Source organism: Solirubrobacter pauli, from assembly GCF_003633755.1.
Lineage (GTDB): Bacteria > Actinomycetota > Thermoleophilia > Solirubrobacterales > Solirubrobacteraceae > Solirubrobacter > Solirubrobacter pauli.
This window is the reverse complement of the sequence record NZ_RBIL01000001.1, coordinates 1,101,910-1,114,857: the sequence shown is the minus strand read 5'-3', so window position 1 is coordinate 1,114,857 and position 12,948 is coordinate 1,101,910. Positions and strand designations below refer to the sequence as shown.

Annotated in this window: 12 protein-coding genes; 7 read left to right on the top strand and 5 right to left on the bottom strand. The window is 71.1% G+C overall.

Going from position 1 to position 12,948, the window contains the following annotated elements:
• Positions 1-2: 2 nt before the first annotated feature.
• Positions 3-317 (bottom strand): STAS domain-containing protein, encoded by a 315-nt coding sequence (locus C8N24_RS05180; protein ID WP_281272615.1) that lies wholly within the window; start codon positions 315-317, stop codon positions 3-5.
• A 40-nt stretch (positions 318-357) separates the two neighbouring features.
• Here C8N24_RS05180 and C8N24_RS05175 point away from each other — a divergent pair, with 40 nt between their 5' ends.
• From C8N24_RS05175 to C8N24_RS05165, 3 genes are read left to right on the top strand one after another with little or no spacing between them, the layout of a single operon-like run.
• Positions 358-726 (top strand): ATP-binding protein, encoded by a 369-nt coding sequence (locus tag C8N24_RS05175; protein WP_170178856.1) that lies wholly within the window; start codon positions 358-360, stop codon positions 724-726.
• A gap of 39 nt (positions 727-765) precedes the next feature.
• Positions 766-1,938 carry a S41 family peptidase gene (locus C8N24_RS05170; protein WP_121248658.1) on the top strand — a complete coding sequence of 391 codons (1,173 nt, stop codon included), beginning with the start codon at positions 766-768 and terminating at the stop codon, positions 1,936-1,938.
• Positions 1,935-3,587, top strand: a complete 1,653-nt coding sequence (locus C8N24_RS05165) for a ribonuclease R family protein (RefSeq protein ID WP_121248656.1) — start codon at positions 1,935-1,937, stop codon at positions 3,585-3,587. Before C8N24_RS05170 ends, C8N24_RS05165 begins: the two co-directional genes overlap by 4 nt.
• On the opposite strand, the gene fdhA is transcribed toward C8N24_RS05165, so the two are convergent.
• The gene (gene fdhA, locus C8N24_RS05160) at positions 3,584-4,801 is read right to left on the bottom strand and encodes a formaldehyde dehydrogenase, glutathione-independent (protein WP_121248654.1); all 1,218 of its coding nucleotides are present in this window, start codon (positions 4,799-4,801) and stop codon (positions 3,584-3,586) included. The two genes, C8N24_RS05165 and fdhA, sit on opposite strands and share 4 nt — an antisense overlap.
• 71 nt (positions 4,802-4,872) lie before the next feature.
• Between fdhA and C8N24_RS05155 the strand changes: the two genes are divergently transcribed.
• From C8N24_RS05155 to smpB, 4 genes are read left to right on the top strand one after another with little or no spacing between them, the layout of a single operon-like run.
• Entirely contained in the window at positions 4,873-6,204 is a 1,332-nt protein-coding gene (locus tag C8N24_RS05155; RefSeq protein ID WP_170178855.1) for a DUF1800 domain-containing protein, read from the top strand.
• Complete coding sequence (locus C8N24_RS05150) at positions 6,201-7,547, top strand: DUF1501 domain-containing protein (RefSeq protein WP_121248650.1); 1,347 nt, start codon at positions 6,201-6,203, stop codon at positions 7,545-7,547. Before C8N24_RS05155 ends, C8N24_RS05150 begins: the two co-directional genes overlap by 4 nt.
• Positions 7,548-7,558: 11 nt before the next feature.
• Positions 7,559-7,897: a hypothetical protein gene (locus tag C8N24_RS05145; protein WP_121248648.1), complete on the top strand. Its 339-nt coding sequence runs from the start codon at positions 7,559-7,561 to the stop codon at positions 7,895-7,897.
• Positions 7,898-7,916: 19 nt separating this feature from the next.
• Positions 7,917-8,357 (top strand): SsrA-binding protein SmpB, encoded by a 441-nt coding sequence (gene smpB, locus C8N24_RS05140; protein WP_121248646.1) that lies wholly within the window; start codon positions 7,917-7,919, stop codon positions 8,355-8,357.
• On the opposite strand, the gene C8N24_RS05135 is transcribed toward smpB, so the two are convergent.
• The 3 genes from C8N24_RS05135 to C8N24_RS05125 all read right to left on the bottom strand — a co-directional run bounded on the left by C8N24_RS05135 (position 8,354) and on the right by C8N24_RS05125 (position 12,946).
• On the bottom strand, positions 8,354-9,187 hold the full coding sequence (locus tag C8N24_RS05135; RefSeq protein WP_121248644.1) for a glutathione S-transferase family protein: 834 nt from the start codon (positions 9,185-9,187) through the stop codon (positions 8,354-8,356). The genes smpB and C8N24_RS05135 overlap by 4 nt on opposite strands.
• 367 nt (positions 9,188-9,554) lie before the next feature.
• Positions 9,555-10,916 (bottom strand): dihydrolipoyl dehydrogenase family protein, encoded by a 1,362-nt coding sequence (locus C8N24_RS35315; protein ID WP_121248642.1) that lies wholly within the window; start codon positions 10,914-10,916, stop codon positions 9,555-9,557.
• Positions 10,917-10,927: 11 nt separating this feature from the next.
• Entirely contained in the window at positions 10,928-12,946 is a 2,019-nt protein-coding gene (locus tag C8N24_RS05125) for an MMPL family transporter (RefSeq protein ID WP_121248640.1), read from the bottom strand.
• Positions 12,947-12,948 lie beyond the last annotated feature (2 nt).

The window sequence follows — 12,948 nt, the reverse complement described above, 5'->3', positions numbered from 1 at the left end:
ACCTACGACTCCAGGTTCAGCCGATCGATCACTTCGGCCAGCTCGAGGACGCGGCGCGGCTCACCGTCGCCGGGCGACACGATGAACGTGCGGCCCTCCTCGCGGGCCCGGACGTCGGCGTCCAGCACGAGCTGCAGCCCCGTGGAGTCGAAGAACGTCACCCCCTGCAGGTCGAGCACCAGCACGGGCGGCTTGTCGTTCTCGGCGCGTCGCAGCTCCTCTTCCGCGCGAGGGCCGGTTTCCATGTCGAGCTCGCCGCGCACAATGACGCGGACCTTCCCGTTTGTCTGCTGTCTCTCGACGGTAAATGGGAGCATTGAGTTCCTTGCGGGTACGGGTGTACCCGGCGTTCGGCCCATGTTCTACTCGCAAAGCTTCCCAAAATCACCCGCGGCTTCTGCCGGTGCCCGCCAGCTGATGGAGCGGTTGGACGCCGAGTTGCCGGAATCGACGCTCGACGACGCCCGTCTGCTGGTGTCCGAGCTGGTCGCCAACGCGGTGGAGCACGTGCCGGGGGACGGTGCGGTCGAGGTCCGCGTGGATCTGGCCGACGGGCGGCTGCGCATCGAGGTGACCAACGACGGTCCGGGCTTCACCTACGTGCCGCGCGCCGGCAACGCGCGCGACGAGCGCGGCTGGGGTCTGCACTTCACGGGCCTGGTCGCGAACCGCTGGGGGATCGAGGAGAACCCCACGGTCGTCTGGTTCGAGCTGGACCGTCCTTAGCGTGGCCTGACAGAACGCGCGGTACCGTGAGCGATCGCCATGCGACGGCTGCGCACCGCTCTTCTCGCCCTTCTCATCCCGCTCGCGCTCGTCATCGGGATCCTGCTCGGCGGGCATCCTGACTGGCTGCCGGGCTTCGCGCGCGACACGCTCGTCGCCGACTCCGACGGTCGCCAGTACGAGCAGGCGATCGACAAGATCGAGGCCGACTACTACCGCAAGGTCGATCGCGAGAAGCTGCTGAACAAGTCGCTCGAGTCCGCGGTCGAGAGCCTTGACGACCAGTTCTCGCACTACTTCTCGCCGAGCGAGTACCACTCGTTCCAGCTCGACACCGAGGGTGCGTTCGAGGGCGTCGGCATGAGCGTCGCCGAGGTGCCCGAGGGCCTGCGCGTGACGCAGGTCTACGACGGCTCGCCGGCCAAGGAGGGCGGGCTCAAGGAAGGCGACGTGATCGTCGAGGCCGACGGGAAGTCGCTGGAGGGGAAGAACTCCGACCAGTCGACCGCCCTGATCAAGGGGCCGGCGGGCAGCGAGGTCACGCTCAAGCTCAAGACCGGTCGCGTCTTCAAGCTCAAGCGCGCCAAGGTGGACATCCCGATCGTCCAGCACCGGCAGGAGACGCAGGACGGCAAGAAGATCGGCTGGGTCTCGCTGGCGGGCTTCACGTCCGGCTCGGGCGACGACGTCGAGAAGGCGGTCAAGGACGAGCTCAAGAAGGGCGCGACCGGCATCGTCTTCGACCTGCGCCACAACGGCGGCGGGCTGCTCAACGAGGCGGTCGAGGTCGCGTCCGTGTTCCTTCCGGAGGGACGCGTCGTGTCGACCAAGGGCCGTGCGCGGCCGGAGCGCGTCTACAACGCGACCGGCGGCGCGATCGACGACAAGATCCCGGTGGTCGTGCTCGTCGACGAGGGCTCCGCGTCGGCGTCGGAGATCGTCACCGGCGCGCTGCAGGACCGCAAGCGTGCCAAGGTCGTCGGCACGCGCACGTTCGGCAAGGGCGTCTTCCAGGAGATCGAGCAGCTCGACAACGGCGGCGCGCTCGACATCACGGTGGGCGAGTACTTCACCCCGTCCGGCCGCAACCTCGGCGGTGGTGGGGTGCGCAAGGGCGCGGGTATAACCCCGGACATCCAGGCGTCCGACGACCCGAAGACCGAGCGCGACGAGGCGCTCGACAAGGCCCTGGAGACGGTGGCCGCGGGTTGACGCTGGTCGGGGTCCTCGAGAAGCACGGCAAGCACTACGCGGTCACGCCGTTCTTCGAGCCCGGGCAGCGCGTCGAGGTCGACAAGCCGCGGCGCGAGCGGATCGGGGACCTGGTGCTGGCGGCGCCCGCGAAGGGCCGGCGATTCCGGCTCGTCCGGCGGCTGGGGCGCCCCGACGTCGCCCGCGACGTGCTGGAAGGGCTGATGCTGCACCGCGGGCTGCGGCGGCGCTTCGACCCCCTGGTGGAGCGCGAGGCGCGCTCGGCGGAGCCGTCCCACGAAGGACGCCGCGACCTGCGCGACCTGCCGACGTTCACGATCGACCCGCCGTCCGCCCGCGACTTCGACGACGCGATCTCCGCCGAGGCGCTCCCCGACGGCGCCGTCCGCGTGTGGGTGCACATCGCGGACGTGTCCGCCTACGTGAAGCCCGGGTCGGCGCTCGACCGTGAGGCGTTCCGGCGCGGCACGTCCGTGTACGTGCCCGGGCTCGTCGAGCCGATGCTGCCCGAGGCGCTCTCGAACGGGGCCTGCTCGCTCGTCCCGCACCAGGACCGGCTGGCGGTGACGGTCGAGCTCGAGCTCGACGGCGCCACGGTGCGCCGCACCGCGTTCCACCGGTCGATCATCCGCTCCGATGCGCGGCTCTCCTACCCCGAGGTGGACGACCTGTTCGCGCGTGGCGAGGCCGGGCCGGCGGGGCTGGCGGAGGCGCGGCGCGTGGCCCGGACCCTGGCGGAGAAGCGGGCGGCGCGCGGTGCGCTGACCGTGGAGTCGACCGAGCCCGAGTTCGAGTTCACCCCTGACGGCCACGTCAAGAGCGTCGAGGCGAGCGAGACGACCGAGGCGCACGAGCTGATCGAGTTCCTGATGATCGCGGCCAACGAGGCGGTCGCCGACCTGCTGGAGAAGCGCAAGCTGCCGGGCATGTTCCGCGTGCACGAGCCGCCGGACCCGGCGCGCGTGGCGCGCCTGCTGGACCAGCTCGCGTCGCTGGACCTGCCGACGCCACCCGCGCCCGAGCACATGACCGCCAACCAGGCCGGCGAGCTCGTCGAGGAGGCCGCGCGCAGGGTCCGCGGGCCCGCGTACACATCGCTGATCCTGCGATCGCTCAAGCAGGCGCGCTACAGCGACAAGAACCTCGGCCACTTCGGGCTGCGGTCGGAGCGCTACTGCCACTTCACCTCGCCGATCCGCCGCTACCCGGACCTGATCTGCCACCGCGCGCTGCTGTCGGCGATCGGGTTCCCGGAGCCGACCGTGCGCGTCTCCGACCTCGAGCCGGCCGCCGAGCACTGCTCGCAGCGTGAGCGCGACGCGATGACGATCGAGCGCGCCGCCGACAACGTCGCCCGCGCCTTCCTGCTCGAGAGCGAGCTGTTCCGGACCGGCGGCTGGCAGCGCGAGTTCCGCGGCCAGGTGCGGGGGCTGATCGGCGCGGGCGCGTTCGTCGCCTTCGACGGGTACGAGGGCCTGCTGCCCGTTCGCAAGCTCCGCGACGACTGGTGGGAGCTCAACGAGGAGGAGACGATGCTGATCGCCACCAAGAGCGGCATGCGCATCCGCCTCGGGGACGAGGTCACGGTCCAGGTGGAGAAGATCGACGCGCCGCGTGGACGCGTCGACCTCCTGCCGGTCGAAATCTAGGTTCGGACCAGCCCGTTCGGGTTGATCACGAACTTCACGGACTCGCCCTTGTCGAAGTCCTTGTAGCCCTGCGGCGCGTCGTCGAGTGAGATCACCTGCGCGTTGACGGCCTTGGCGATCTGCGCGCGGTCGTTGAGGATGGCCTGCATCAGGTCGCGGTGGTACTTCATGACCGGGCACTGGCCGGTGGCGAAGCTGTGCGACTTGGCCCAGCCGAGCCCGATCCGGATCGACAGCGAGCCCTCCTTGGCGGCGTCGTCGGACGCGCCCGGGTCGCCGGTCACGTAGAGCCCGGGGATGCCGAGCGCGCCGCCCGCGCGGGTCAGGTCCATCAGGCTGTTGAGCACGGTCGCGGGTGCTTCCTCGGCCGCGTGCTCACCGTGGCCGCGCGCCTCGAAGCCGACCGCGTCGACGCCGGCGTCCACCTCCGGCACGCCCAGGATCTGCTCGATCTGGTCCTTCGGGTCGCCCTTGGAGACGTCGACGGTCTCACAGCCGAACGACGCGGCCTGCTTGAGCCGCGCCTCGTTCAGGTCGCCGACGATCACGACCGCCGCGCCGAGCAGCTGCGCGCTGTGCGCCGCCGCCAGGCCCACCGGTCCGGCTCCGGCGACGTAGACGGTGCTCCCGGGACGCACGCCCGCGGTCACGCAGCCGTGGAAGCCGGTCGGGAAGATGTCCGACAACATCGTCAGGTCGAGGATCTTCTCCATCGCCTGCGCCTTGTCGGGGAACTTCAGGCAGTTGAAGTCGGCGTAGGGGACCATCACGTACTCGGCCTGGCCGCCGACCCAGCCACCCATGTCGACGTAGCCGTAGGCCGCGCCGGGACGCTCCGGGTTCACGGTCAAACAGATGCCGGTGTCCTGCTGCTTGCAGTTGCGGCAGCGGCCGCACGCGATGTTGAAGGGCACGGAGACGAGGTCCCCTTCGTCGAGGAACTCGACGTCCCGCCCCTTCTCGACCACCTCGCCGGTGATCTCGTGCCCGAGGATCAGCCCTTCGGGCGCGGTCGTGCGGCCACGGACCATGTGCTGGTCGGAGCCGCAGATGTTGGTCGAGACGATCTTCAGGATGACGCCGTGGTGGCACTCTCGGCCGACGTTCTCCTGCGGTACACCGGGGCCATCCTGGACGGTGAAGCTCGGGAAGTCGATGGTCTGAACCTCGACCTCCCCGGGGCCCATGTAGGCAACCCCTCGATTGTCAGGCATGTGTCTGCTGTACCCGCCGATGGGGGATGGGCCCCTTCAGGTTGGACGTACGCGGTCCGATGCTTTACGTCGTGGGGGTTCCGTCGTACAAAGGGGCATTCGGTGAAGAGCAGGCGACGCGGTTGCTGTGGCGGGCGGGCTTCGGCCCGAAGCCGGGGCAGGCGACGGAGTTGGCCGAGCTCGGCCTGCAGGGCGCGATCCGTTCGCTGACCCGGCCGAAGTCCACGCGGCTGCTCGGGCCGAACCCGGCCGTCGACGGCGCGCCGCTCGCGCCGCGCGACGCGTGGGGCCACGACCACCTGTGGTGGCTGGACCGGATGGTGCGCACCGAGGCGCCGCTCGTCGAGCGGATGACGCTGATCTGGCACGACTGGTTCGCGACGTCCAAGTCGGGCGTGCCGCAGAAGCTGATGCTGCGCCAGAACGCGCTGCTGCGCCGGCACGCGCTCGGCAACTTCGAGCGGCTCACGCTGGACATCACGAAGGACCCGGCGATGCTGCTGTGGCTCAACGGGACCGACAACCACGTCTACAGCGCGAACGAGAACTACGCGCGCGAGCTGCAGGAGCTGTTCTGCCTCGGTGCGGGCCGCGGCTACACCGAGCAGGACGTGCGGGAGCTCGCGCGGGCGCTGACCGGCTTCGCCAACGACTGGACCGACTCCGGCCCGACCCGCTTCCGGTACGTCAAGAAGCTCCACGACGCCAAGCCGAAGAAGATCTACGGCAAGCGCGGGAAGTTCACCTGGCAGGAGGGCGTGAAGCTCGTCACGCGGCACCGTCGGCACCCCGAGTTCCTGGTCACGAAGCTGTGGGGCGCGTTCATCCCGACCAAGCCGTCGGCGGCGACCGTCAAGGGCCTCATCAAGCTGTACGTCAAGCACGATCGCGACGTGCGCCCGCTGGTCGAGGCGATCCTCGCGCACCCGGACCTCTACGACCCGCGCCGGCGGATGGTCAAGCCGCCCGTCGTCCAGGCGGCGGGCATGCTGCGCGCGGTCGGGCGTGGCATCGACTCCGGCGCCTGGGCGTGGCTGTGCGAGATCGCCGGCCAGTACCTGTTCCTGCCGCCGAACGTCTCCGGCTGGGACGACTCGCGCTGGCTGGACACGGCCACGTTCCGCGCCCGCTGGATGATGGCCCAGCACATCTGCGAACCCGCCCGGCTCGAGCCCGACAAGGGCGCGACCGCGCCGCTCGACGCCGGCGAGCTCGTCCGCCAGGCCGTGACGTTCTGGGGCGACCCGACGCTGTCCGGCCCCGTCCGCGCGGGCCTCGAGCGCTACGCCGCCGACACGCTCGCGACCGCCGACGAGCCCTGGAAGAAGAAGACCTACCCCGTGCTGGCGGTCAACGCCCTGCGGATGCTCGTCGCCACCTCTCCCGACTACCTGACCTCATGAACACCTGCTGCACCGAGCACGCCCGCGCGTCCGCGGGCCTTCCCGCGATCGAGCCCGGCATGCCCGCGCCGGCCGGCACCGGGCTGTCCCGCCGGTCGTTGCTGCTGCGCTCCGCCGGCCTCGGCCTGGCGGTGTACGGCGCGGGCAAGCTGGCGAAGCTGCCCGTGTTCGAGGCCGGCGTCGCGCACGCGCAGGCGGGCGGACCGGGCACCGTGCTGCTCAACGTCTTCCTCGACGGCGGCGTGGACTCGCTGTCCGTGCTCGCCCCGGTGGAGGACGCGACCTACCGGCGCCTGCGCCCGCAGCTGGCGCTGAAAGACGGCCGCCCGTTCGCCGAGGACCCGCGGCTGCGTTGGCACCCGTCGGTGAACGCGCTCGCCGACCTGCACGCGGAGGGCAAGGTGTCCGTGCTCCCCGCGGTCGGCTACACCGGCGCGGACCAGTCGCACTTCACCTCGCGGCACTTCTGGGAGGTCGGCGCGCTGGACGCCAACCTGCGCACGGGCTGGCTCGGCCGCGTGCTCGACCGCATCGGCGCCGCCGACAACCCACTGCAGGGCGTCTCCCTCGACGGCCAGCTGGCGCCGTCGCTGGCCACGGCGCGCAACCCGGTCGCGGCGCTCGACAAGCCCGAGGACTTCGGCTTCTGGGCACCCGGCGCCTGGGGGCCGGCGGGGGACCTCGCCGTGCCCGCGTTCACGAACATCGGCCGCTCGCTGCTCGGCGCGGACGACCCCGCGATCGCTCAGGCCGCGCAGGCGGCCGCGTTCGCCGGGACCGTGCGCGACGCGCTCGCCCCGCTCGGCAACGACGGCAAGCCCGCCTACGCGTCGGCTGCCGCCTACCCGCAGTCCAGCGACGCCTTCCCGAAGCGCCTCGCCGGCTTCGCCGCGATGCTCGCCGCCGGGCTGCCGGTGCGGGCCGCCTCCGTCCGCGCTCCCGGCACGTGGGACACCCACGCCAACCAGGAGGAGACGTTGCCCAAGAACCTCCAGCTCACGTTCGACTCGCTGCTCGCCTTCCAGCGCGATCTCGAGGCGCGCGGGCTCGCCGACCGCGTGCTCACCCTCGTGTGGTCGGAGTTCGGGCGCCGCGCGGCTGAGAACGGGTCGGGCACCGACCACGGCGCGGCCGGCGTCGGCTTCCTGATCGGGACGCGCGCCGCGGGCCGGATGATCGGCGAGTTCCCGGGCGTGGACAAGCTCGACGCCCAGGGCAACCTGCGCGCCACGTCGGACTTCCGCGGCCTCTACGGCGCGCTCTGCGGGGACTGGTTCGGCGTCGACCCGCTGGCCGTCCTGCCGGACGCGCGCAACATCGGCCGCCCGGTGATCCTCAAATGAGGCGCTGGATCGTGGGTTCGAGTCTGTTCCTCGCGCTCGTTGCCCCCGCGCAGGCCGCGGCGCCGTCGCGCGTGCTCGTCGAGGCGACCGAGTTCCGCTTCACGCTCTCGCGCACGACGGTCAGGCCGGGGCCGGCGATCGTCCAGCTCGCGATCCGCGGAGAGGACCCGCACGACCTCAAGCTGCGCCCGCTCGGCAAGGTCCGCGCGCGGATCGCCTCCGTGCCGGAGACGCTGCCCGGCGCCGTCGCCGAGTGGCGGGGCAAGCTGACGAAGGGCAAGTGGGAGCTCTACTGCTCGATCGAGGGCCACAAACGGCTGGGGATGCGCACGGTCCTGAACGTGCGGTAGCTCCTGTCAAAATGGGGGTGTGGCCGACATCGCCAACAACCGCCAGGCGTCGTACAAGTACAACCTGCTGGACAAGTGGGAGTGCGGCATGGTGCTCACCGGCACCGAGGTCAAGTCCCTGCGCGACAAGAAGGCGGTCATCAAGGACGGGTACGCGACCGTCTACAACGGCGAGGTGTGGCTGCACAACGTCCACATCGCGCCGTATCCGCAGGCCACGCGCGAGAACCACGAGCCCGAGCGGCCGCGCAAGCTGCTCATGCACCGGCGTGAGATCGAGAAGCTGATCGGCAAGACCAAGGAGAAGGGCCTGACGCTCGTCCCGACGCGGCTCTACTTCAAGGGCCGCCACGCCAAGGTCGAGATCGCGCTCGGGCGCGGCAAGGACGCCAAGGACAAGCGCCACTCGATCAAGGAGCGCGAGATGAAGCGCGAGATCGAGCGGAGCTTCCGCCGCTAGGTGAACCCGAGGTCGAGCGGCCCGGCGGGGATGATCCGCTTCGGGTTCAGCTCGTCGTGCGTCGTGTAGTAGTGCTCCTTGACCTCGTCGAGCGCGAACGTGTCGGCGACGCCCGGCTGGGCGTAGAGGTCGCGGGTGTAGCGGAGCAGGTTCGGGTACTCGATCAGCCGCCTGCCGTTGCAGCGGAAGTGCGTGTGGTAGACGGCGTCGAACCGCAGGAGCGTCGGCAGCAGGCGCCAGTCGGCGAGCGTGATCGCGTCGCCGGTCAGGTACCGGCGGTCGGCGAGCAGGGCCTCCATCCGGTCCAGCGCGCTGAAGACGCCGGCGAACGCCTCGTCGTACGCGCGCTGTGAGCGGCTGAACCCGGCGCGGTAGACGCCGTTCTGGAACGCCTCGTAGATCCAGGCCCCGACCTCGTCGATCTCCGCCCGCTTGTCGGCCGGGTAGAGCGTGCCGCCGGTCCACTCGTCGAAGATCACGACGATGTCGGCCGACTCGTTGTTGACGATCCGGCCGGCCTCCTTGTCCCACAGCACGGGGACGGAGACGCGGCCTTCGAAGCTCGGGTCGCTGCTGTCATAGGCCTGCTGGAGGAACGCGAAGCCGTTGACGTCGTCGGTGAACCGGTCACCGGTGAAGGCCCACCCGCGCTCGTCGCGGTACGGATGGGCGTACGAGATGCCGATCTCCAACCCTGTGACCGCCCGGACGATCGCCGCCCGCTGGGACCACGGGCAGGCCAGGGCGACGTACAGGTGATGACGGTCCGGACCGCCCTCGGGGCGATCGCGGAACTGGCTCTTCTGGCGGACGAAGGCTCCGGAGGTCACAGGGTGGAGATGCCCGTCAGGGCTTGCCGGTGAACACCACCAGCCGCCGGAACGGCGGCTTGGCGGTCGTGGTGGCGACAGGAGTGGGAGTGGCGGTCTGAGGCATGAGCTGACCTTCCTTCTGATAGTTCGATGGCGATCGTACCAGAAGTTCGACGAGCTTCGAAATTACGCAGATTGCGTGATAAACCGCACAAGCGACCCTTGCGCCGCGCGCTCAGCCCGAAATAGGGTTCACCCAGACGCGGAGGTTGAGACGGAAAGAGCGAGGCCATGAGGCGAAAGGCCCGCCGCCCGACGTGAATGCCGGCGCTTGCGCTGCGTTCTGCGGAGGGACCTCGACCGGCTCCCTCCGCGTCCCTTTGCTTTAACCCGCCAGCTTCAGCCAGATCTCGCTGCGGGTGGGGAAGGACGGCACCGCGTGCGCGAGCCGCGCCACCGGCACCTCGCCGACGATCGCGATCGTCGCCGCGTGCAGGAAGTCGGCGACTTCGGCGCCCGTGATCGTGCAGCCGATCACCACGCCGCGCTGCTTGTCGACGAGCCAGCGCGTCGTGCCCTCGGCGTTGCGGCCGTAGAACGACCCGCCCGCGTTGCCCGACGTCGACGTCTCGACGACCTCGAAGTCGATGCCGGCCTCCGTCGCGGTCTCCGACGTGTGCCCGACCGCCGCGACCTGCGGCTCGGTGAAGACCACGCGGGGGGACAGCTTCCCGTTCGCGCCGTGCGTGAGCGAGTGGTCCTGGCCGAGCACGTGGTCGGCGGCCAGTCGGGCCTGGTACTTGCCCATGTGCGTGAACAGCGCGATGCCGTTGACGTCGCCGAGCGCGTACAGCCAGTCGTGGCCGGGCACGCGGTGCTGCTCGTCGACGTCGATCGTCTTGCCCGGCTCGAGCCCGACGACCTCGAGCCCGAGGTCCTTCGTCGACGGATCACGCCCGAGCGCGACCAGCAGCTTCTCGCCGGTGGCCGTGGTGCCGTCGTCCATGTGCACGGTGACCATGCCGTCGGCTTCCTGCTCGACCTTGGTCGCCTTGCGCCCCGTGCGGATGTTCACGCCGAGCGCCTCGAGCGCCTCCGTGAGCTGGATGCAGGCGAACTCCTCCTCGTTGGGAAGCAGCCGGCGCGCGCCCTCGATCAGCGTGACCTGGCAGCCGAGCGTCTGGAACGCCTGGGACATCTCGACGCCGACGACGCCGCCGCCCATCACGACCATGCTCTCGGGGATCTCCTTGGTGGTCGTCGCGTCGCGGTTCGTCCACGCGTCGTCGATCGCGTCCAGGCCCTCGATCGGCGGCATCAGCGGCAACGAGCCGGGGGCGAGGAAGACGGCCTTGCGCGCCTCGACTTCCTCGTCACCGACCCGGACGCGCCGCTCGCCGCTCAGCCGGCCGTGACCGCGGATCAGCGTGACCTTGCGGTCCTCCAGCCACGGCAGCTGCGCGCTGTCGTCGAGGTCGTGGATGATCTCGTCGCGGCGGGCGAGCACCGCCGCCACGTCGAGCGCCCCGGTCACCGCCTCGGCCGCGCCGGGGATCCGCTTGGCCTCGGCCAGCGCCTCGTACGGGCGCAGCAGCGCCTTCGACGGCATGCACGCCCAGAACGAGCACTCGCCGCCGACGAGCCGATCCTCGACGATCGCCACGTCGAGGCCGTGCTCCGCGAGGCGCCCCGCGGCCACCTCGCCGGCCGGTCCTGCCCCGATCACCACCACATCGAAGGTCCGCATGGCGCTTGACCCTACTCGTCGCGGCGGGCGAGCCTCGACGGCAGCCAGACCTTGGCGCCGACGTCATGCACGAGCGCCGGGACGAGCACGCTGCGCACGAGCAGCGTGTCCAGCAGGACGCCGAACGCGACCACCGTGCCCAGCTGCGTCAGCACGACCAGCGGGAGCACGGCGAGCGCGGAGAACGTCCCCGCGAGCACGATGCCCGCCGACGTGATCACCCCGCCGGTGACCGCCAGCGCGGCCAGCACGCCCCGGCGGGTGCCGACCTGCTCGGTCTCCTCGCGCGCGCGGGCCATCAGGAAGATCGTGTAGTCGATCCCGAGGGCGACGAGGAACACGAACGCCAGCAGCGGCAGCGCGGGGTCGACCGCGGGCAGGTCGAGGATGACGTCGAAGATCACGACGCCGGCACCGAGCGCGGCGGCGGCCGACAGCGCGGTCGCGACCAGCAGGAGCAGCGGCGCGACCAGGGCGCGCAGCAGCAGGATCAGCACGAGCAGGACGACGCCGAGCGTCAGCGGCGGGATCACGAGGTTGTCGCGCTCGGCCGCGTCACGCAGGTCGTAGGACTGCGCGGTCTGGCCGCCGACGAGCGCCTTCGGCTCGGCCGCGTGGACCGCGGCGCGCAGCCGCGGGATCGCCTGCACGGCGTCCTCGCTAAACGGGTCGTCGGCGAGGACGACGCTGAGCTGCGTGCCCGGCTCGCCCTCCTCCTCGCGCTGGATGTCGTTGTCGATCGCGTTCTTGACGGCCTGCACGTCACCGCCGCGCGGGACGATCACGCTCGCCGGCGCCGACAGCCCGGCCGGGAAGTGCTCGCCCAGCAGCTCCTGGCCGGCGACCGCCTCCGGGTTCCCGCGCAGCTGCTGCTCCTGCGTGAGCGACGTGTCCAGGCCGGTCAGGCCGAGCGCGAGGATCACCAGCACGACGGTCGAGCCGACCCACAACGGGCGTGGGCGCTTGGCGATCGCGCCGCCGAGGCGGTGCCAGACGCGGTGGTCGTCGCTCACGTCGTCGCCATGGTGCGGGATCCGCGGCCAGAACGCCCGCCGTCCGGCGATCACGAGCGTGGCGGGGAGGAGGGTGACGCTCAAGGCGAGCGCGACGGCGACGCCCGCGGCGCCGAGCGGGCCGATCGACGCGGACGAGTCGACCGCGGCGAACACGAGCGTCAGCAGGCCGGCGATGACGGTCGCGCCCGACGCGAGGATCGCGGGGGCGGCGCCCTTGAGCGCCTGCGCCATCGCGGCGCCGGAGGTCTCGTGACGCGTGAGCTCCTCCCGGTAGCGCGCGACCAGCAGCAGCGCGTAGTCCGTCGCGGCGCCGAAGACGAGCACGGAGAGGATGCCGGCGTTCTGGCCGTTGATGACCAGGCCGGCCTCGCCCAGCAGCGCCGCGAGGCCACGGGTCGCGCCCTCGGTGAGGATCACCGTGAAGAACGGGATCAGCCAGAAGATCGGCGAGCGGTAGATCAGGATCAGCAGGAGCAGGACGAGGCCGCCGGTGACCGCGAGCAGCCGCGTGTCCGCGCCGGCGAAGACGTTCTTGAGGTCGGTGGAGAAGCCCGCGGGCCCCGTGACGGCGTGCTGGAGCCCGTCGGGGAACGACTGGTCGCGCAGCCGCTCGACCGCCTCGGACACGGTGTCGGAGTTCTCGCCCTTCAGCGGCAGCGCCAGCAGGCCGGCCTGCCCGTCCTCGGTGAACGTCGGCTCCGGTGCGCGGGGAGACGCGAGCGGCAGGTCGAGCTCGCGCAGCGCGTTCAGCGCCTGTCGGTCCTGCTCGGTCAGCCCGGCCTCGCGCGCGACGACGACCACGGCGGGGCTCACGTCGCCGGACGGGAACCCGCGCGTCGCCTTCAGCGCCGCGACGGACTCGGCGTCACCGGGCAGGAACGCCGCCAGGTCGCGCTTCTGGACCGACTCGAGCTTGCCCGCCTGCGAGGACAACCCGCCCGCGATCAGCACGGCGAGCACGGCGACCACGTACCGCGATCGGCGGCCCGTGGGCAGGAGAAGAAGGCGTTGCATCG